The organism is Acinetobacter lwoffii (genome assembly GCF_015602705.1).
GTDB classification, from domain to species: domain Bacteria; phylum Pseudomonadota; class Gammaproteobacteria; order Pseudomonadales; family Moraxellaceae; genus Acinetobacter; species Acinetobacter lwoffii_E.
The window spans coordinates 1,566,207-1,586,352 of sequence record NZ_CP059081.1; the positions used below are offsets into that span (position 1 = coordinate 1,566,207).

General features: G+C 44.9%; 15 protein-coding genes and 2 pseudogenes. 9 read left to right on the top strand and 8 right to left on the bottom strand.

The features are described 5' to 3' along the window. Positions 1-16 precede the first annotated feature (16 nt). Positions 17-1,699 carry an AMP-binding protein gene (locus H0S56_RS07550; RefSeq protein ID WP_195724766.1) on the top strand — a complete coding sequence of 561 codons (1,683 nt, stop codon included), beginning with the start codon at positions 17-19 and terminating at the stop codon, positions 1,697-1,699. Between the two features lie 70 nt (positions 1,700-1,769). Here the strand turns inward: H0S56_RS07550 and H0S56_RS07555 are convergent, their stop codons facing one another. After that, a complete protein-coding gene (locus H0S56_RS07555; RefSeq protein WP_195724767.1) occupies positions 1,770-2,993 on the bottom strand; it encodes a CaiB/BaiF CoA transferase family protein in 1,224 nt (407 codons plus the stop codon). A gap of 356 nt (positions 2,994-3,349) precedes the next feature. On the opposite strand from H0S56_RS07555, the gene H0S56_RS07560 reads away from it, so the two are divergent. Beyond that, positions 3,350-4,621, top strand: a complete 1,272-nt coding sequence (locus tag H0S56_RS07560) for an MFS transporter (RefSeq protein ID WP_195724768.1) — start codon at positions 3,350-3,352, stop codon at positions 4,619-4,621. Between the two features lie 76 nt (positions 4,622-4,697). On the opposite strand, the pseudogene H0S56_RS07565 reads toward H0S56_RS07560, so the two are convergent. Then, positions 4,698-4,859 (bottom strand): annotated as a pseudogene (locus H0S56_RS07565) (MarR family transcriptional regulator); the annotation flags it as partial. Between the two features lie 2 nt (positions 4,860-4,861). Here H0S56_RS07565 and H0S56_RS07570 point away from each other — a divergent pair. Further along, a pseudogene (locus tag H0S56_RS07570) lies at positions 4,862-5,713 on the top strand (AMP-binding protein); the annotation flags it as partial. A gap of 109 nt (positions 5,714-5,822) precedes the next feature. Here the strand turns inward: H0S56_RS07570 and H0S56_RS07575 are convergent. After that, positions 5,823-6,500: a type 1 glutamine amidotransferase domain-containing protein gene (locus tag H0S56_RS07575; protein ID WP_195724769.1), complete on the bottom strand. Its 678-nt coding sequence runs from the start codon at positions 6,498-6,500 to the stop codon at positions 5,823-5,825. Positions 6,501-6,671: 171 nt separating this feature from the next. After that, complete coding sequence (locus H0S56_RS07580) at positions 6,672-7,556, bottom strand: LysR family transcriptional regulator (protein ID WP_086044837.1); 885 nt, start codon at positions 7,554-7,556, stop codon at positions 6,672-6,674. Between the two features lie 177 nt (positions 7,557-7,733). On the opposite strand from H0S56_RS07580, the gene H0S56_RS07585 reads away from it, so the two are divergent. The 6 genes from H0S56_RS07585 (at position 7,734) to H0S56_RS07610 (ending at position 14,965) form a co-directional block, all read left to right on the top strand. After that, entirely contained in the window at positions 7,734-9,263 is a 1,530-nt protein-coding gene (locus tag H0S56_RS07585) for a CoA-acylating methylmalonate-semialdehyde dehydrogenase (protein WP_005106965.1), read from the top strand. Positions 9,264-9,274: 11 nt separating this feature from the next. Then, positions 9,275-10,165, top strand: a complete 891-nt coding sequence (mmsB, locus tag H0S56_RS07590; protein ID WP_086044838.1) for a 3-hydroxyisobutyrate dehydrogenase — start codon at positions 9,275-9,277, stop codon at positions 10,163-10,165. An 86-nt stretch (positions 10,166-10,251) separates the two neighbouring features. After that, positions 10,252-11,901 (top strand): AMP-binding protein, encoded by a 1,650-nt coding sequence (locus tag H0S56_RS07595; protein WP_086044839.1) that lies wholly within the window; start codon positions 10,252-10,254, stop codon positions 11,899-11,901. Positions 11,902-11,959: 58 nt separating this feature from the next. Further along, complete coding sequence (locus H0S56_RS07600) at positions 11,960-13,087, top strand: acyl-CoA dehydrogenase family protein (RefSeq protein WP_086044840.1); 1,128 nt, start codon at positions 11,960-11,962, stop codon at positions 13,085-13,087. Positions 13,088-13,109: 22 nt separating this feature from the next. Next, on the top strand, positions 13,110-13,883 hold the full coding sequence (locus H0S56_RS07605) for an enoyl-CoA hydratase (protein WP_195724770.1): 774 nt from the start codon (positions 13,110-13,112) through the stop codon (positions 13,881-13,883). Positions 13,884-13,903: 20 nt separating this feature from the next. Further along, positions 13,904-14,965 (top strand): enoyl-CoA hydratase/isomerase family protein, encoded by a 1,062-nt coding sequence (locus H0S56_RS07610; RefSeq protein WP_004280278.1) that lies wholly within the window; start codon positions 13,904-13,906, stop codon positions 14,963-14,965. An 82-nt stretch (positions 14,966-15,047) separates the two neighbouring features. Here the strand turns inward: H0S56_RS07610 and H0S56_RS07615 are convergent, their stop codons facing one another. The 4 genes from H0S56_RS07615 to pdxR form a co-directional block, all read right to left on the bottom strand. After that, a complete protein-coding gene (locus tag H0S56_RS07615) occupies positions 15,048-15,218 on the bottom strand; it encodes a hypothetical protein (RefSeq protein ID WP_004280276.1) in 171 nt (56 codons plus the stop codon). A 173-nt stretch (positions 15,219-15,391) separates the two neighbouring features. Further along, complete coding sequence (locus H0S56_RS07620; protein WP_004280275.1) at positions 15,392-16,261, bottom strand: SDR family oxidoreductase; 870 nt, start codon at positions 16,259-16,261, stop codon at positions 15,392-15,394. Between the two features lie 371 nt (positions 16,262-16,632). Continuing rightward, positions 16,633-18,087 carry an amino acid permease gene (locus H0S56_RS07625; RefSeq protein ID WP_195724771.1) on the bottom strand — a complete coding sequence of 485 codons (1,455 nt, stop codon included), beginning with the start codon at positions 18,085-18,087 and terminating at the stop codon, positions 16,633-16,635. A 417-nt stretch (positions 18,088-18,504) separates the two neighbouring features. Next, positions 18,505-20,007, bottom strand: coding sequence for a MocR-like pyridoxine biosynthesis transcription factor PdxR (pdxR, locus tag H0S56_RS07630; RefSeq protein ID WP_195724772.1), 1,503 nt, complete (start codon positions 20,005-20,007; stop codon positions 18,505-18,507). Between the last annotated feature and the right edge of the window lie 139 nt (positions 20,008-20,146).

A 20,146-nucleotide genomic window follows, 5' to 3' on the forward strand; every position in this document is an offset into this window, starting at 1 on the left:
GGACAGGAGTATAGTCATGAGCAGTCAGCCATGGATGGAAGAATATAAAAAGTGGAATATCAATCCGGAGTTTACCCGGCCAGATCCTGAGAAAACCCTGAGCACGACAATTGCTGAGAATTTGATAAAATTTCAGGATAAAACCGCATTTATCTATCTGGATCGTAAATTCAGCTATCACGATATCGATGTGTATAGCCAGAAACTGGCAAGCTATTTACAGAGCCTTGGGCTGACTGCTGGCAGCCGTATTGCGGTGATGCTGCCTAATATTATTCAATATCCAATTGCTACTTTTGCCATTATTCGTGCGGGTTATGTGCTGGTCAATGTCAATCCCATGTACACCCAGCGCGAGCTCTATCATCAACTACAGGATTCAGGTGCAGAAGCCTTGATTATCCTGGGACAGACTTTAGAGCAATTAACAGCACTAGATGAATGTCCTCAACTCAAATATGTCATTTCAACGCATCCGCTGGATTTTATTCAAGAGCAGCCAAGTACTATTTATAGTCAGGCAGCACAATATCCGGATAAACAGTTTTCTGACTTTAGACAGGCAATAAATCAGGTAGAGATTATTGATTTTGCACCGCCTGTACAGCATCAGGAAGATACGGTCATTCTGCAATACACGGGAGGTACCACAGGTGTTTCTAAAGGCGCAGAACTGAGCCATCGCAATATTTTATTTAATATCGCCCAGAACAGTACCGTGTTTATCAGCCATTTTGGTGATCGCTATGCCGCTGAAAATGAATATGTATTCTGTGCTTTGCCACTGTATCACATTTATGGATTTACCATCTGCCTGTTCAGTTATGGTTTAAGCCGTGGTTTTGCCAATGTCTTGATTCCAAATCCGAGAGATCTGGATGCTTTGGTGGATCAATACCAGAAACATCCACCGACCGTTTTTCCGGGTGTGAATACCATGTTTAATGCCTTGGCGCATCATTCACGTTTCCGTGAGCTGGATCATTCACGCCTGAAAACCACAACCGGCGGAGGAGCATCTATTCTGAAAAATACGGCAGAGTTATGGCATGAGGTTACAGGCTGCCAGATTTATGAAGGCTACGGACTTTCTGAAACCTCACCGACTGCAACTTTTAACCCGCCTTTAAGCCGGCGATTTAGTGGCACGATTGGCTTGCCATTGGCAGGAACTGAAATTCTAATTCTGAATGATGAAGGAAAACCTGTAGAGCTTAATCAGGCTGGAGAAATCGCCATACGTGGTCCACAGGTAATGAAAAGATACTGGCAGCAACCCGAAGCAACAGCACAGGTATTTACCAAAGATGGATTCTTCCTGACAGGTGATATCGGTTGTATGGACGAACAAGGCTATATCACCATTCTGGACCGCAAAAAAGACATGATTCTGGTCTCCGGATTTAATGTTTATCCCAATGAGCTGGAAGGCGTACTGTCCAAACATCCTAATATACTGGAATGTGCAGTGATTGGTATTGATGATGAAAAATCTGGACAGGTACCCAAGGCATTTATTGTGAAACAGGATAAAACTCTGACCCAAGATGAAGTCATGACTTATCTGAAGCAGCAACTGACCAGTTATAAACTGCCGAAATTCATTGAATTTGTGTCCGAACTACCAAAGTCTGCAGTAGGCAAAATTCTGCGTCGTGAACTGCCTCGTACTGTTCAGCCCAGCGCTAAGGCCTGTTAAGGAATGATCTAATCCATTATCTTTAAAGTAAAAAAGGAATCGAAAGATTCCTTTTTTACTGCTTGCAGGATTATAGCTGCTGGATGATTTTTTTGCTTTTTAGTTCTTCTATTTCAGCAGAACTTAAATATTGACTCAAAATGGCATCGGTATCTTCACCCAGACAAGGTGGGGCCTTTTTATATTCTACCGGTGTCTTGGAGAGTTTAATCGGTGAACCGATTGAGGTGTAATCTTCACGTAAAGTATGCGGCATCTGAATCACCATATCGCGTGCCAATACCTGTTCTTCTTGCAAAGTCTGTTTCAGGTCATTGATCATTCCTACCGGCACTTTAACCGCATGGATTAAATCCACCCAGGTTTTTGCCGGTCTAGTATAGAAATGAGCCTGTAGAACTGTGGTCAATTCTTCACGATGTGTAACACGTCCAGAATTTTTTAAGAAGCGAGGATCTTCTGCCACCTTAGCCAGACCAACGGCCTGACACAAAGCTTGGAATTGCAGATCGTTACCACAGGCGATAATAAATTCACCTTCCTGGGCTTTAAACACCTGATAGGGCACAATATTGGCATGTGCATTTCCGAAGCGACCGGGGACTTTGCCTGAGGTGAGATAATTCATGGCCAGAACAGAGAGGGAAGCAACCTGGGTATCTAACAGCGCCATATCAATATACTGACCTTCACCGGTTTTCTCACGGGACAACAAAGCCGCCTGAATGGCAATTGCGGCATATAAGCCGGTGGTCAAATCGGCAAAGGCCAGACCTGCTTTTTGCGGGCCACCACCGGGCAGATCGTCACGTTCGCCAGTGACACTCATCATGCCGCCCATTCCCTGAACGATAAAATCATAGCCCGGCTCTTGCGCACGCGGACCGTTCTGGCCAAAACCGGTAATAGAACAATATACCAGTCGCGGATTTAGCTGACTCAGACTTTCATAATCCAGCCCATATCGTTTCAACGAACCGGCTTTATAGTTTTCAATGACTACATCGCTTTGTTCAGCAAGCTTTTTGATAATACTTTGACCTTCAGGTGTAGATAAATCGATTGCAACCGAATGCTTGCCACGGTTGGCTGACAGGTAATAAGCCGATTCATGGGTATCTTGCTGCTGATTGTTTTTAAGCCAAGGTGGTCCCCAGATACGGGTATCATCCCCATGATCCGGTTTTTCAATCTTGATCACTTCTGCACCCAGATCAGCCAGAATCTGGCTACACCAGGGCCCAGCCAAAATCCGGCTTAAATCCAGTACACGAAATCCTGTTAAAGCACCCATCGTTACGCTCCCTGTTCGATCATATTCAAATGACATATCGTTCTTATCCCTCTTTTTAAAGCTATATGAAAATGAAAGAACAATCAACTTTATGATAATAAATTTCGTATAACAAAATAAAACATCTAAATTGATGAATATTCATCTTATTTTCTTTAGCCTGATGCAAATATAAGTATGAACGAAGAACAAGAGGTCACTGATAAAAAGGAAAAAGCGATCTCCCAGACAGGATTAAAAAAGGAGTCAATCAAGTGAATTAAAAACGGATTAGCCTTAAAGCATATTCATTAGCGGAATAGCTTTAAATATAAAAGATCATGAAAACCTAAGGATAGGAAAACAGAGATTTAAATATGACGGATTTAGCGAGAGAATTAGAAAAGATTAAACCGACGACCAAACGAACCCAGCAAATTGCTTTTATTTTCGCCTTTCTGGCTTTACTGGTGGATGGCGCGGACATGTTGCTGCTGTCTTTCAGCTTAAACAGTCTGAAAGCAGAATTTGGCTTAAGTAATTTACAGGCTGGTGCACTGGGCAGTTTTAGCTTGGCAGGTATGGCGATTGGTGGCTTTATAGGTGGCTGGGCCTGTGACCGTCTGGGCCGTGTACGTACCGTAGTCATTTCGATTCTGGTATTTTCCATATTGACCGCAGCCTTAGGTTTTGCACAAAACTTTGAACAATTTGCTGTTTTACGCTTTCTGTCTGCTTTCGGTATTGGCTCTTTATATATTGCAGCCAATACGCTCATGGCTGAATATGTTCCAACTGAATATCGCACCACGGTTTTAGGTACCTTACAGGCAGGATGGACCGTCGGTTATATTGTGGCCACTGTACTGGCAGGCTGGATCATTCCGGAATATGGCTGGAGAACCCTGTTTTTTATTGCCATTATTCCCTCGGTTATGGCGATTTTTATCCAGAAACTGGTTCCTGAGCCAGAATCCTGGCAGCGTGCACGTTTGCAGCGTCTATATGCCCCAGCTGAAATCACAGCACAGCAACCCGCCAAAAAAAGCACAGTCAAAGAGATTTTCGCGGATCCTGCGAATCGCAGAATGTTTATTTTGTGGATCTTTACGGCCGGTTTTCTGCAATTTGGCTACTATGGCGTAAACAACTGGATGCCGGCATATCTGGAATCTGAATTGCACATGAATTTTAAATCTATGGCCGGCTATATGATTGGTACTTATGTGGCGATGATTTTCGGGAAAATTCTAGCGGGCTTTGCCGCAGACCGTCTGGGTAGACGCGCTGTCTTTTCGTTTGGAGCAATTGGAACGGCGATTTTCCTGCCCGTGATTGTGCTATTCAATACGCCAGAGAATATTGCCTATCTGCTGATTTTCTTTGGATTCCTGTATGGTATTCCATATGCGATTAATGCCACTTATATGACAGAAAGCTTCGCCACCTCGATTCGTGGTACTGCGGTAGGCGGTGCTTATAATGCAGGCCGTATTGGCGCCATGTTTGCCCCTGCAATTATTGGTGCAGCAGCCAGCGGTGGTTCAATTGGCCTAGGCTTCCTGATTATGGGCGGTGCCTATTTCTTGTGTGGTGCAGTGTCAGGGATATTCATCAAAGACCGTCAATACGATCCACAAAAGGCATAATTTCAACTTATAAAAAAAGAGCCTGAATACAGGCTCTTTTTTTATATTCATCAATTAAAGCTGAATTTCTATTTGTTTATTCCTGATCTGCTTCTTTATGCAGATGAATACTTTTTAAACCATCATTTACTTTATTGAGCAGATGAATCAGGGTAATCACATCATCAAAAGCCAGCTTATTTAAGGCCTGACCATAAAAATCAAAGAAATCAGCTTGCAAGTTATCCCATGTTTCCAAGCTGGGATGTAGCCAAAGCCGTGGATCTGATTCATCAGCATCAGGTGAATTTCACCATGGCCTCGACCCCATTTTTGAATGATTTGTCCAATACCGTGGCAGAACAGCATGATAAAGTCGATTCACTAAAAATTTTCCTGTGTGCCGGTGCACCCATTCCCGGTCCATTGGTGCAAAAAGCCCGGGAAACTCTGGGTGTTAAAGTCATATCAGCCTGGGGTATGACCGAATGTGGTGCGGTGACGCTGACTCTACCTGAAGATGAGGATGAACGCTCTTTCAATACTGATGGCATCGCTTTGCCAGGTGTGGAAATCAAGATCGTGGATAAAAAAGGTCAGACCAAAGCCGTGAATGAATCCGGGCGTTTGATGATCCGCACCTGTTCAAATTTTGGTGGTTATTTAAAACGTCCACATTTGAACGATACAGATACTGAAGGCTGGTTTGATACTGGCGATATTGCCTATCAGGACGAGCAGGGCTATATCCGGATCTGCGGCCGCAAGAAAGATGTGATTATCCGTGGCGGAGAAAATATTCCGGTCGCGGAAATTGAATCACTACTTTATAAGCATCCGAATATTGCAACAGTAGCTTTGGTCGCTTATGCAGATGAGCGAATGGGCGAGCGTGCCTGTGCAATCATCAAGCTGAAAGATCAGACAAAGCCGTTAAGTTTTAATGAGCTGGTAGATTTCCTGAAAACTCATAATCTGGCTATGCAATATCTTCCGGAACGTTTGGAGATCTGGGATGAAATTCCGATGACCCCATCAGGGAAAATCCAGAAATTTAAACTCAGAGAGTTACTGGCTCAGCATATTGCCTCCACAGCGGCTGAAGCGAACTAAATCTGGGAATAAATAGATAAATTAAACCCTGAATAATCTTGCATCATTCAGGGTTTTCTTATTTAAAAAGAAGTGATCTAAAAGATTAATACGAATTTTAGATTAACTTCTATTTTAATAATTTTAATAAAGCTTCTGCGGTTGCAGCAGAAGAGGCCGGATTTTGCCCGGTAATCAGTAAACCATCTTGCTGTACATGCACCTGCCAATCCTCAGCTTTGGAATATTTCCCGCCTTTTTCTTTCAGCATGTCTTCCACTAAAAATGGGACAACATCGGTTAGGCCTACGCCGTCTTCTTCGGTATTAGTAAAACCGGTGACTGTCTTGCCTTCTACAATCGAATGACCTTCGGCATCTTTGACTTCACGAAGTACACCCGGTGCATGACAGACCAGCGCAACAGGTTTATCTGCCTGTAAAGTCTGCTCAATTAAAGAAATAGAATTCTGGTCTTTGGCTAGATCCCATAATGGACCGTGACCACCCGGATAGAACACGGCATCAAAATCCTGATTTAAGACTTCACTCAACTTATGTGTATTGGCAAGAGCCTGCATGGCCACCTCATCTGCTTCAAAGCGTTTGGTGGTTTCGGTTTGCGCATCCGGCTCATTACTTTTTGGATCTAATGGTGGCTGACCACCTGCAGGAGAAGCCAAAACTACCTCTGCGCCTGCATCGACAAAGGTGTAATAAGGCGCAGCTAGCTCTTCCAACCAGAAGCCAGTTTTTTTGCCAGTATCGCCCAGCTGGTCATGTGAAGTCAGTACCATCAAGATTTTCATATTATTTTCCTGTAGCTCATTAAAAAACATCGCGAATGATCGACTGTTAATTTAACAAGTCATGAGCGTCAGGAATGTTGTGATACGTTCATTTGCTGTATCGATACGTTGTTGTTTCAGTTGATTTAACTAAAGTACGTAGCCTTGCAAAGTGAACAGTGTGTTCAATATTCATCTGCCCATTAACAGGTCTTGCTGAAGATCGGCTTGTTTACGCAAGAAATCCCAGACCAGTTTAATTTTTGGTTCATGTTGCAGATCGACCAGCGTCAGCATCCAGAAAGTGTGGGTAAAACTGAGCTGCTGACCCAGCACCTCTTTCAGTTCACTTTTATCATTGACCAGAAATTTCGGCAAAATGGCCAGTCCAGCACCTGCACGCACGGCAATTTCCTGCGCCAGAATGCTGTTACTGCGAAAACAGGCACTGACCTGCAAGGGAAGACGCTCTAGCGAATATAATGCAGTGCTATAGACCAGATCATCAATATAATCGACAAAACGGTGCTGCTGGAGGTCTTCCAGTTTTTTAATTTCCGGATTTTGCTGTAAATAATGCTGGCTGCCATATAGCTTTAAACAGTAATTAGACAAACGAGTAATGATATACGGACCAGATTTGGGCCGGTCAATCGCGATCACAATATCGGCTTCTCGATGTGAAAGTTTGATCGCTTTCGGTACCGGAATCAGGTCAATGGTCAGCAAAGGATAATGCTGGGAAAATTCTGCCAAAAGACGAGCTAAAAATGCCGTGCCAAAACCTTCTGGCGCACCAATCCGGACCCGACCTTGCAAGGGATCATGGCGCTTGTCAATCTGGATAAAGGACTGTTCCATCTGTTCCACACGCGGCACCAGTGCCAGACCTTCCGAGGTTAGTTCATAACCGGTGGCTTCGCGCTTAAACAGTTGCGTACCTAAAGTACTTTCCAGGGCCTGAATCCGCCGCGCTACGGTGCTATGTTCAACCCCGATTAAGCGTGCTGCGTTGGTGAGTGTTTTAGCACGCGCCAAAACTAAAAAAAAGCGTAAATGATCCCAATCTACTTTCATTTTTTATTTAACATCCTGTTAAATTCCTGTGCATATTTGCACAACCATCGTGCACCAATTTCTATTGGTGGTCAAAGTGTTCTTTGTTAGTCTGCTGAAACAGCGTAAAAATTATACGTTAAATAAAAGCCAGTAAAGGCAGATACAACGACAATAACAAACCAGCACGGAGCGACCATGAACGCCATTTCTCATCCACAGCAAAGTACCGGATTCACCACCGCAAAACTTCTCATTAATGGTGAATTTGTCGAATCAAAAACCAGCCATTGGCAAGATATTGTTAATCCTGCCACTCAGGAAGTCTTGGGGCAGGTGCCATTTGCTACTACAGAAGAAGTCAATGCTGCGATTGCGGCTGCGCAAAATGCCTTTACCAGCTGGCGCCAAACCCCGATCCAGGCACGCATGCGCATCATGCTGAAGCTGCAGGATCTGATTCGTACGAATTTAAAAAGTATTGCCCAGGTCTTAACAGCAGAACAGGGGAAAACTCTGGCCGATGCCGAAGGTGATATTCAGCGCGGTCTGGAAGTGGTGGAGCATGCCTGTTCGATCGGTTCACTACAAATGGGTGAGTATATTGAAGGTGTGGCACGCGGTGTCGATACCTATACCTTGCAGCAACCATTGGGTGTCTGTGCAGGAATTACCCCGTTTAACTTTCCGGCGATGATTCCACTGTGGATGTTCCCGATGGCGATTGTCTGCGGCAATACCTTTGTATTAAAACCCTCAGAACAGGATCCGCTATCGACCATGATGCTGGTTGAGTTAGCGATTCAAGCCGGTGTACCGGCTGGCGTACTGAATGTAGTACATGGCGGCAAAGAAGTGGTCGATTTACTGTGTACCCATCGCGACATTAAAGCGATTTCTTTTGTTGGTTCAACCGCGGTCGGTACGCATGTCTATAACCTGGCAGGCCAGCACGGCAAGCGTGTGCAGTCTATGATGGGCGCTAAAAACCATGTCGTGGTAATGCCAGATGCGAATAAAGAACAGACCTTAAATGCGTTGGTCGGTGCAGCTTTTGGTGCAGCAGGTCAGCGTTGTATGGCACTTTCGGTGGCGGTGATGGTCGGTGAGACCAAGCACTGGGTCGATGAACTGGTCAATAAAACCAAAACCTTAAAGGTGAATGCCGGACATGAACCGAATACCGATGTGGGACCGGTGATTTCAACCCGTGCCAAAGCACGTGTGATCGATTTAATTAACAGTGGCGTTGAACAAGGCGCTGAACTGCTGCTGGATGGTCGTGATGTACAGGTTCCAGGCTATGAAAAAGGCAATTTTGTCGGGCCAACGATTTTTAATCAGGTTACGACCGATATGCGCATTTATAAAGAAGAAGTGTTTGGCCCGGTACTGGCGATCATGCATGTCGATACTTTAGAGCAGGCCATTGAGCTGATTAATGCCAATCCCTTTGGTAATGGCGTGGGACTGTTCACCCAGAATGGCAATACGGCACGTACCTTCCAGAACCAGATTGATATCGGTCAGGTGGGCATCAACATTCCAATTCCTGTCCCTGTGCCTTTCTTCAGTTTTACCGGTTCACGCGGTTCAAAACTGGGTGATCTAGGTCCTTATGGCAAACAGGCGGTGCAGTTCTATACCCAGACCAAAACCATTACCAGCCGCTGGTTTGAAGATGACCAGGAAACCACAGGTGTTAATACCACGATCAGTCTGCGTTAAGGAGCATCAGCATGAAGATTGCATTTATTGGTTTAGGCAATATGGGCGGCTCCATGGCGCAAAACTTGCTCAAGTCCGGTCATCAGGTTTTTGGTTATGATTTAAGTGCAGTGGCTTTACAGCATTTTGCAGAAGGGGGCGGTATCGTCTGCGACAGTCCACAAGCTGTCGCGAAGCAGGCGGAGATCGTGGTCAGCATGTTGCCCGCCGCCAAGCATGTGCGTGAAGTCTATTTAGGTGAACACGGTATTCTGGAGGTGCTTCAAGCGGGCAGCTTATGTATCGACAGCAGCACCATTGACCCGCAAACCATTCAGGAGGTTGCCGCAGCAGCGCAGGCCAAGCAGATTCGCGTCTGTGATGCACCGGTATCCGGCGGTACTTTAGGTGCCAAAGATGGCACTTTAACCTTTATGGTCGGTGCAGATGATGCCACCTTTGAGGCGGTCAAACCAGTTCTCGGCTGTATGGGTAAAAATCTGGTGCATTGTGGTGCGGTGGGAACAGGACAGGTAGCAAAAATCTGTAATAACCTGATTCTGGGCATTTCCATGACTGCGGTAGCAGAAGGGATGGCACTCGGAGCCAAACTGGGTATTGATCCGCAGGCGCTGGCTGGGGTAATCAACAGCTCCACTGGACGCTGCTGGAGTTCTGAAATTTATAATCCATGGCCCGATATTTGTGCCAATGCACCGTCATCGCGGGGTTATACCGACGGTTTTGCCGCACAATTGATGCTCAAAGATTTAGGTTTGGCGGTCGATGCAGCGCAACAGGTGGATCAGCCGGTTGTACTCGGCAGCATGGTACAAAAACTCTATCAACAGCTCTGTCAGGAAGGAGATGCCCATCTGGACTTCTCCAGCATCATGCATCAATACACCACGCCAAATGCTTAAAACTTAAAAGATTCAGATGGAGCAAGGATTCGCTTCAATAATTACACCTTGTCAGTAATAACGATAAATTCAGGCTGAGGTTTAACATGTTAGATTATCAAACAACGGTTCAAGACTTTGATTTAAATACGGTTGCAAGCCAGTATCTCTCCGGTTCCATGCAGGCAGTAAATGCCTGTTATGAATGCTGTGACCGTCATGCCGATTCCGATGCCATTGCCTTATACTGGCATGGTAAAGATGGCAGAAAAGAACAATATAGTTTTGCCGAACTCAAAAAATATTCCAGCCAGTTTGCCAACTTTTTAAAGTCTCAAGGCATTGGTAAAGGCGACCGCGTTTCCGGATTATTACCACGTACTCCCGAGTTGATCATTACTATTTTGGCAACCTGGCGGATTGGTGCTGTCTATCAACCCTTATTTACGGCCTTTGGTCCCAAAGCCATCGAGCATCGTATTCAGCTGGCGCAAAGCAAGCTGGTGGTGACTGATCTGGCGAATCGGGATAAATTATCTGAAATTAGCAACTGTCCACCGATTGTGACGGTACATGCCGAAACTGAGGCAGAGCGCTATCCGCACGATCTTAGCTTCTGGACAGTATTAAACCGTCAGGCTGAAGCTTGTGAGCTGGAAATCCTGAATGTTAATGATCCATTTTTATTGATGTTTACCTCGGGCACCACCGGACCGGCGAAACCGCTTAAAGTGCCGTTAAAAGCACTGATTGCTTTTGCAAGCTATATGCAAAATGCCATTGGTCTAACTCCTGAAGATGCTTTCTGGAATATTGCTGATCCCGGCTGGGCCTACGGATTGTATTACGCGATTACTGGTCCCTTAATGCTTGGACACTCGACCTTGTTTTATGAAGGCGGTTTTAATGCCGAAAGTGTCTGCGAAATTGTTAAGGAATATGGCATTACCAATCTGGCCGGTGCACCAACCGCTTACCGCATGATGATGGCGGCCGATCCTGCTCAAATGGCAAAACTACGCGGTAAGTTACGTGTTGTCAGCAGTGCGGGAGAACCGTTAAATCCGGAAGTGATCCGCTGGTTTAAAGAGGTACTGGATGTGCCGATTTATGACCATTATGGCCAGACCGAAGTCGGGATGGTGGTGTGTAATCATCATGCCTTGGAACATCCGGTCCGTTCAGGTTCGGCAGGCTTTGCCAGCCCGGGTTACCGGATTGCCGTTGTCGATGAACAGGGGCATGAATTAGCAGCTGACGTCCCGGGCATCCTGGCAGTGGATATCAGCCAGTCCCCAATGATGTGGTTCTCTGGCTATGAAGAAAGCCGTAAATCTCCATTTGTCGGACAGTATTACTTAACTGGGGATACCGCAGAAATTCATGCAGATGGCAGTATGAGCTTTGTTGGGCGTAGTGATGATGTCATTACAACGTCAGGTTATCGGGTCGGCCCGTTTGATGTGGAAAGTGCCTTGCTGGAACATGATGCCGTGATTGAAGCAGCAGTCATTGGCGTGCCTGATCCTGAGCGTACCGAAATCATTAAAGCCTTTGTGATTCTGGCGAATAATTTTGCAGCTTCGGCCCATCTGGAAGAAGAGCTGGGTCAATTTGTGAAAAAGCGGTTATCTGCGCATGCCTATCCACGCCTGATTGAATTTGTGACTGAATTGCCGAAAACCCCAAGCGGTAAAATTCAACGCTTTTTACTGCGCAATCAGGAAATCAACAAGCAGCAAGCCAAGACCGCATAACAGCTAAAGCCAACAGATTGAATAAGAAGATTAAATAAAGAGATTGAAGGAAGAATCCATGCAATTAACGGAAGAACAACAACTGATTCAGGACATGGCAAAAAGCTTCGCCCAGGAACAGATTAAACCCTTTGCCGGCGAGTGGGATCAAAAAGGCATCTTTCCTAAACAGGCCTTAGCCCAAATGGGAGAGCTGGGTTTTTTAGGCATGCTGATTCCGGAAGAATGGGGCGGCTCGGGCACAGGTACGCTGGCTTATGTTCTGGCCTTAGAAGAAGTCGCTGCGGCCGATGGTGCAACATCTGCGATTATGAGCGTACATAACTCTGTAGGGTGTGTGCCGATTTTCAAGTTCGGGACGGAACAGCAAAAGCAGGATTTTCTAAAGCCTTTGGCTCAAGGTGAAATGATTGGTGCCTTTGCCTTAACCGAACCGCATACCGGATCGGATGCTGCCGCGATTAAAACCCGGGCGGTCAAGGACGGCGATCATTACATTCTGAATGGCGCGAAACAGTTCATTACCTCAGGCCACAATGCCGGAATGATTATTGTGTTTGCCGTGACTGATCCAGCTGCGGGGAAAAAAGGTATGAGTGCATTTTTAGTGCCGCGCGACACGCCCGGTTATGAAGTGATTCGGGTCGAAGAAAAACTCGGCCTGCATGCTTCGGATACCTGTCAGATTGCCTTAACCGATGTCCGCATTCATGAAAGTTTAAGACTCGGTGCAGAAGGCGAAGGTTTAAAAATTGCCTTGGCCAATCTGGAAGGCGGGCGAATCGGTATTGCGGCACAGGCGGTTGGTTTGGCGCGTGCCGCCTTGGAAGAAGCAACGGCCTATGCGCATGACCGCGTGGCCTTTGGCAAACCGATTTTTGAACAGCAAGCGATTTCTTTCAGGTTGGCCAGTATGGCGACTGAAATTGAAGCAGCACGGCAACTGGTCCATTTTGCAGCACGCAAGAAAGAAGCCGGTGAAACCTGTTTAACTGAAGCCTCCATGGCCAAGCTATTTGCTTCGGAAATGGCGGAACGTGTCTGCTCCAAAGCGCTGCAGATTTTTGGCGGCTACGGTTATCTGAAAGATTTTCCGATTGAGCGGATTTATCGCGATGCGCGGATTTGTCAGATTTATGAAGGCACCAGCGATATTCAGCGCCTGGTGATTGCACGCAGTTTATAAGGAATTAAAAAGGATTTTTATCATGCAATGGCAAACCATTTTACTCGAACAACGTAACGGTGTTGGACTGATTACCTTAAACCGTCCTCAGGCGTTAAATGCACTGAATAACCAGCTGATTGTCGAGGTCAATCAGGCTCTTGATCAGCTGGAAAAAGACCCCGAAATTGGTTGTATCGTGATTACCGGTTCGGAAAAAGCTTTTGCTGCTGGTGCCGATATTAAAGAAATGGCAGATCTGAATTTTCCGCAAATTTATCTGGACGATTTTTTTAGTCTGGCCGACCGGATTGCGCAGCGCCGTAAACCTTTAATTGCCGCAGTGAGCGGCTATGCCTTGGGTGGTGGTTGCGAGCTGGCATTGATGTGCGACTTTATTTACTGCGCTGATAATGCAAAATTTGGTTTGCCTGAAGTTACCTTAGGCGTGTTGCCCGGCATTGGCGGGACCCAGCGTTTAACCTTGGCGATTGGTAAGGCCAAAGCCATGGAAATGTGCCTGACTGCACGGCAGATGGGGGCGCAGGAAGCGGAACAAAGTGGTTTGGCCGCTCGGGTTTTTGCCAAGGAAGAATTGCTGGAACAAACCCTGCAAGCTGCCGAGAAAATTGCTGAAAAGTCGCTTACTGCCGTGATGATGATTAAAGAATCAATTAATCGGGCCTTTGAAGTGAGCCTGGCTGAAGGCCTGCGCTTTGAACGCCGGGTTTTCCATTCGATTTTTGCCGGTTCCGATCAAAAAGAAGGCATGCAGGCCTTTGTAGAAAAACGCCCAGCCAAATTTACCCATCAATAAAACAAAAATAGGAAAATAAAATGAGTGATGAAAATAATTTAGCGATACGGGTCGCAGGAAGTCTGGGCATTATCAGCCTGGACCGCACCAGCCATTTAAATGCCTTAACCCTGCCAATGATCCAAGGCATTCAGGCGCAACTCGATCAGTGGTGCCATGATCCAGAAGTGCAAGCCATCCTGATCAATTCCAACAGTCCCAAGGCGTTCTGTGCTGGAGGCGACATCCGCTATCTGTATGACAGCTATCAGGCCGGCAATACCCAATATCAGGATTTTTTTGCCACTGAATATAAGATGCTGAGCACCTTGCGTAATTTTCCAAAGGCCGTGATCGTGATGATGGATGGCTATGTACTGGGCGGAGGCTTTGGCCTCGCTCAAGCCTGTCATATCAAAGTTACGAGTGAAAAATCACGTTTTGCCATGCCCGAAACCGCAATTGGTTTTTTCCCAGATGTTGGAGCCACCCATTTCCTGTCCCGACTGGATGAAGTCGGTGTCTATATGGCTTTGACCGGGGAGCAGATCAGTAGCAGTGATGCCTTGTATCTCGATCTGGTGGATTATCATGTGCCGAGTGAGCGTTTTGCTGAATTGGAAGCAGCGTTGATTACTGCGCCTGTGTTAAATTCGATTGAAATCCAGAAAATCATTAGTGGCTATATTACGCATCCGGTAGAAAGCGAGCTGCAAAAACGTGCAGATCTGATTAATCAGCATTTTGGCTATCCAAACCTCAAGGAGATTGAACAGAGTCTTGCTCATACAAGTAATTCAACCGATCAGGAATGGGCTAGTAAAATGCTGGCAATTTTGCAGCAACGTCCGGTTATGGCCAAGCAAACCAGCCTGAAGTTACAGCAAGCCGGACAGAATTTGTCGCTAGAAAAATGCATGCAGTTAGAACGCGACTTGCAAGATGTCTGGTTAGAGCAGGGCGACTTTATTGAAGGCGTTCGTGCGCTGATTATTGATAAGGACAAAAATCCAAAATGGCGAACTGAGAATGCAAAATTTGAAAAGACCTTGCAAAAGATCTGGCCAGTTTGGACTCAGCAGCGTATCGAAAATATCACTTAAACTTGATGGTAAAAGACCCTCTATAAGTAAATTATAAAGGGTCTTTATAGGTGTCCTATAGCGTCATCAGTATGAATTCTGCTTAGTGGGACGTTTTCTTTTTCTTGCCACCACCGTCTTGTTTATTGACCGTCGACCAGGCAATACGTTCGGCTTCTTCCTCAGAATGACCACGTTCTTTTTCGCTTTCTTCAATATGTTCAGCCTGACGTTTCTGTTTATCGGTATAGGCTGATTTGTCACCTCTAGGCATCTTAATATCCTCATCAGGTTTGGCTGAAATTACTATAACAAGAGCTTATTTTTACGAGGGTAAGTATTTGTTGGAATCATTTTATAAAAACAAAATTTTTAAAAAATATGAAAATCTAAAGATTAAATAGATGAAGATAACGGTCAACTAGAACCGCTATCTTCTGTGCCAGATTAGCCGTTAATAATACTGCCGCCATTCACATGAATCACCTGACCTGAAATATAACTGGCTTCTTCACTGGCCAGGAATAAATACGCCGGTGCTACTTCACTCGGCTGGCCCATACGACCCATTGGGGTGCTTTTACCAAAATCTTTGAGCTGTTCTTCATCAAAGCTGCTCGGAATCAATGGTGTCCAGATGGGACCTGGCGCGACCCCATTGACACGAATGCCGGTTTTATTTTTCAATAAATTGGTGGAAAGGCTTCGGGTAAATGTGGTGATGGCACCTTTCGTACTCGCATAGTCAATCAGCTGGTCATGACCATGATAACTGGTAATACTCGTCGTATTGATAATGCTATCACCTTCTTGCATATGCGGAATCACCGCCTGAGTCAGGTGGAACATCGATAGAATATTCACATTAAATGTTTTAAGTAATTGCTCGGGCGAGATATCGGTAATACTTTCTTGCGGGTATTGAACCCCGGCATTATTGACCAGAATATTAATCGTTTTAAATTCCTGAAGGGTCTTTTCCACCATTTTCTTGATTTCATCTTGATCTTGTAAATCACATTGAATCAGCAGACAACGGCGGCCTTCATCTTCCACCATTTTTTTGGTGTCCCGTGCATCCTGATCTTCATCCAAATAGCAAATGGCAATATCGGCACCTTCGCGAGCAAATAAGACCGATACAGAACGGCCAATTCCGCTATCACCACCAGTAATCAAGGCAACTTTGCCTTTTAATTTTTCACTGCCTTTATAATGCGGTTTAATAATTTCCGGTGCAGGGTCCATTTTGGTTTGCACACCCGGTTGATGGTCTTGTGTTTCAGTTGAAGCTGGGGTTTCAGGATAATGATTCATATCTTTTCCAATTCCAATGATTGTGGCCATATAAGAAAAAATATATTAGAAGCTTTTAGGCAAAATGAGGCTGGACTCAACATTTCATAACAGAATGTATTCGAGATTTATCAATTATTCGTTGAAACGGATCAGGTTGAGCAACCAGAACAGAAAAAGCTGATGAAACAGCTTCTGGCTACACTTTGATAGCTGAGGTGGTCTTGAAAGGTGAAATTTGATTAGGAAAGGTGAGGTATCAACGGAGATTTAAAATCTAGACATACATAGGCCTTTTTTACTGGGCTTGTATATAAAATAAATGGAGAGTTTTTTAACTCTCCATTTATTTATTCATTCTGATGTGTTTAAAAAATTTCTATAGAAATAAATTAAAGATTATCACTTAAATTAATTCTGGCCTGTGCTGCCTTTTCCTTTTTGGCTGAGGCTTTACCCCAGTTAAACTTTTGTGCACAGATGCCTAAGCCCACAATAAATAATGCAAGCACACTGGTATAAACCACTTCTTTAAAATAGGTTCCTTCAATAATCATGGTAATTAAAGCGCCGACAATAAAGATAATGACCAGATAAGTGAGCCATGGGAATAACCACATCTTGAATGGAATATTTTGTCCTTCAGCTTCCAGTTTTTTACGTAACTTAAGCTGAGAAATGGCAATAGCAAGATAGACATATAAAGATACGGTACCAGTCGCTAACATCAAGACATCATAAATATTCATACTTTCGGTGGCAGTCAGATAAATCGCCACGAAAGAAAACAGGCTTGAAAAGATGACACCTACCCATGGGCTGTTATTGCGGTTGGTTAAACCGAAACTCTTTGGTGCATCTCCACGTTTCGAGAGGGAATAGACCATGCGTGAACAGGTATAAAGTGCGGAGTTAAAGCAGCTACATACCGAGGTGAGCACGACAAAATTAACAATATGGCGTGCTTCTGGAATACCGAGTGCAGTAAGCGCTACGCTATACGTACCCCAGGTCGGATCTTTCAATAAAGGATTATTGTGTGGAATCAGGCAAACCGTAATCAACATTGAACCGACATAGAATAAAATGATACGCCATACAATTGAATTAGCGGCCTTACGAATTTCCTTGGCTGGATCTTTGGTTTCAGCTGCTGCTACGGTGACAATCTCTGCTCCCATATAAGCAAACATTACACCCAATAAGGCCGTGATCACCGATGGAAACCCATTAGGCATAAAGCCTTGAGCGGTTAGATGAGTTGTACCACCGAGCATAGAGGCATCGCCCCAAGGCCACAGGTGCATCACGGCCAAACTACCAAACACCAGAAACAGTACAATGGCAATAACTTTGATCAGGGCAAACCAGAACTCGAATTCACCAAAGTTTTTTACGTCACGGAGATTAATCCAGACCAGTGCTACAGTGACCAGAAGCATATAGCCCCAGATCGGGATAAATGGAAACCAGCTATTTAGGATTTTCCCGGCAACAAAGGCTTCCCAGCCCATGAGCAACGTCCAGAAAGACCAGTATAACCAGCCGATAGAAAATCCAGCCCAGCGCCCGATTCCACGATCCGCATAGGTTGAAAATGAACCACTGTCGGGATTCAGTACCGCCATTTCTCCCAGCATACGCATGATGAGTAAAACTAATATTCCACCTAGAGTATAGGCAATGAGTGCAGCCGGTCCTGCAGAATAGATGACATTACCGGAGCCGACAAAGAGTGCTCCACCAATGACACCGGCAATTGAAATCATGGTGAGATGGCGTGATTTAAGTCCGTTTTTTAAGCCGTTTGATGATTCGGAATTGGAGAAATGTTGATGTTCTGCCATATAATTTCCCTTAATATCAATAGCGTAGCGGCAATAAAATTCCTTATTTGGCTTACGCTATCTTATCCTTTGAAACTGTAACCGAATTCATCAGTGCTTGACCAATATTAAGTTAATCTTAATAAAATGAATCCTTGTAGCCCTATAGACAGGATCACACTTTGATTAAAGTACGGTTACATGCTGTTCATGTATGCGGTTAATTTCTCTTTTTTGTTGTAAAGTGACGAGAGCCATTTTTGAGCAATTCAAAGGAGCCAATTGGCTTAAGAGATAAAAAATATAAGCAGGCAATATTTACAGAAAAATAAAGCCTACCTAAAATATCAGGCTAAAAGCAGGTTTACGTTCCCTTTAAAAATAAATTAAAAGCTTTTTGATTTTAAAAATATAATTGTATTGATCCTTAAGTTTTTACTAAGTTAAAGTGCGGATCCCATGCTCGCGCAAGCACTTTAACAATATCCCGAAAGCCACCAGAATTTCCTGTTCACTCACACAGGCAAAGCCCAGTAATAATCCTTTCTGCCGGGTGGAATAATGTTTGGTATAGTATTGCGATAAGGCTCTGACCTTGATTCCTAGTTCAAGCGCTTTGGATGCAATCAAGACATCATCACTGCTGCTCGTCAATTTTAAAATCAGATGCAAACCGGCGGCGGTATTGTATTCATGCAGAAAATCTTCACCTAAATGTCGGCGAATCAGGTCAATTAAAAAAGCGTGGCGTTTGCCATACAATAAACGCATCCGTCGGATATGCGCCTCATAATGTCCTTCACGGATAAATTCAGCCAGTGTTTGCTGATCGATTAAGTGACCACCACGATAAAGTTCCGAGGCCACAATTCGCAACGAAGAAAAGAGCTGCTTTGGTACCACTAAATAGCCAATGCGCAGAGCCGGATAAATGGTCTTACTAAACGTCCCCATATAAATCACCGGAGAATCCGGCTCCAAACCTTGTAAAGAAGGATAGGGCTGGCCCGAGAACCTGAACTCACTGTCATAATCATCTTCAACAATCCAGCTGTTGTGTTGGCGTGCGAGTGCAATTAACTGTTTGCGCCGTTCCAAACTTAAATGTGAACCTAAGGGATATTGATGCGAAGGCGTCACAAAAATCAGCTTAGGCGGTTTCTTGGGATGCAGATCGGGAATAATCCCTTCCTGATCGACCGGTAAGGAACGCAGATTCACACCATTAATTCGTAAAATATTACGCGCGCCCCAATAGGCTGGATCTTCGATCCAGACCTCATCGCCTATGTCGCTTAAAGTACGCGAGACCAAATCAATCGCCTGATGGGTGCCTTCGGTAATAATGATCTGATCAGCATCGCACTGCACTGAACGGGCAATTTTCAGATATTCTGCCAGCTCCTGACGCAGTTCTAGGGAGCCACCGGCATTGCTGTAAATCAGGTTGTTAACTTGAGGTTCACGGCTCAAACGCGTTTGGATTTTGCTGAAAATATGATGCGGAAATTCGGTTACATCGGGTGCGCCCGGTACAAAGGCTCCCCATTGATAAGGCGAAGCCGCGGAATAGCCGAGCAAGTAAGAACCGCGTTGCGACAGATTATAATTTTGCTGTGCTTTTTTTTCTGCAACGGCAGGAGAATTCTGTTCTGCCTTCACCAAAAAGGATTCGGGTAATTTCTCTACTACCCAGGTACCTTGACCGGTACGGGCATCAACATAACCCTGTGCCTGTAATTGTTCATAGGCATTTAACACCGTATTACGCGATACCTGAATCTCTTTAGCCAGATCACGTGATGCAGGCAAGCGGGTTTTGGGAGCCAATACGCTATCAATAATCGCGTTACGCAAGCAGCGGAACAGGCGCATCTGTAATGTTCCTGTGACATCTTGCTGCAATCGCTGCAGTAAATAATCTCCAAGCAAGCTACGCAATTGGCTCTCTCCTACAAATTTGAAATGGCTCTCGTGAGAGCGGTATTGCTAGGTGCAAAATAGTCTGATCAGGCAGTCATTGTAAAGTGTCTTGTATGCGTTTTGATCATGTACCTGCGGCTTGAATGCGAGCATACAG

What these genes read in the sequence shown, in the direction of transcription:
- H0S56_RS07550 (WP_195724766.1), top strand. Translation starts at nt 17, where the DNA reads ATGAGCAGTCAGCCATGGATGGAAGAATATAAAAAGTGGAATATCAAT.
- H0S56_RS07555 (WP_195724767.1), bottom strand. Translation starts at nt 2,993, where the DNA reads ATGGGTGCTTTAACAGGATTTCGTGTACTGGATTTAAGCCGGATTTTG.
- H0S56_RS07560 (WP_195724768.1), top strand. Translation starts at nt 3,350, where the DNA reads ATGACGGATTTAGCGAGAGAATTAGAAAAGATTAAACCGACGACCAAA.
- H0S56_RS07575 (WP_195724769.1), bottom strand. Translation starts at nt 6,500, where the DNA reads ATGAAAATCTTGATGGTACTGACTTCACATGACCAGCTGGGCGATACT.
- H0S56_RS07580 (WP_086044837.1), bottom strand. Translation starts at nt 7,556, where the DNA reads ATGAAAGTAGATTGGGATCATTTACGCTTTTTTTTAGTTTTGGCGCGT.
- H0S56_RS07585 (WP_005106965.1), top strand. Translation starts at nt 7,734, where the DNA reads ATGAACGCCATTTCTCATCCACAGCAAAGTACCGGATTCACCACCGCA.
- mmsB (WP_086044838.1), top strand. Translation starts at nt 9,275, where the DNA reads ATGAAGATTGCATTTATTGGTTTAGGCAATATGGGCGGCTCCATGGCG.
- H0S56_RS07595 (WP_086044839.1), top strand. Translation starts at nt 10,252, where the DNA reads ATGTTAGATTATCAAACAACGGTTCAAGACTTTGATTTAAATACGGTT.
- H0S56_RS07600 (WP_086044840.1), top strand. Translation starts at nt 11,960, where the DNA reads ATGCAATTAACGGAAGAACAACAACTGATTCAGGACATGGCAAAAAGC.
- H0S56_RS07605 (WP_195724770.1), top strand. Translation starts at nt 13,110, where the DNA reads ATGCAATGGCAAACCATTTTACTCGAACAACGTAACGGTGTTGGACTG.
- H0S56_RS07610 (WP_004280278.1), top strand. Translation starts at nt 13,904, where the DNA reads ATGAGTGATGAAAATAATTTAGCGATACGGGTCGCAGGAAGTCTGGGC.
- H0S56_RS07615 (WP_004280276.1), bottom strand. Translation starts at nt 15,218, where the DNA reads ATGCCTAGAGGTGACAAATCAGCCTATACCGATAAACAGAAACGTCAG.
- H0S56_RS07620 (WP_004280275.1), bottom strand. Translation starts at nt 16,261, where the DNA reads ATGAATCATTATCCTGAAACCCCAGCTTCAACTGAAACACAAGACCAT.
- H0S56_RS07625 (WP_195724771.1), bottom strand. Translation starts at nt 18,087, where the DNA reads ATGGCAGAACATCAACATTTCTCCAATTCCGAATCATCAAACGGCTTA.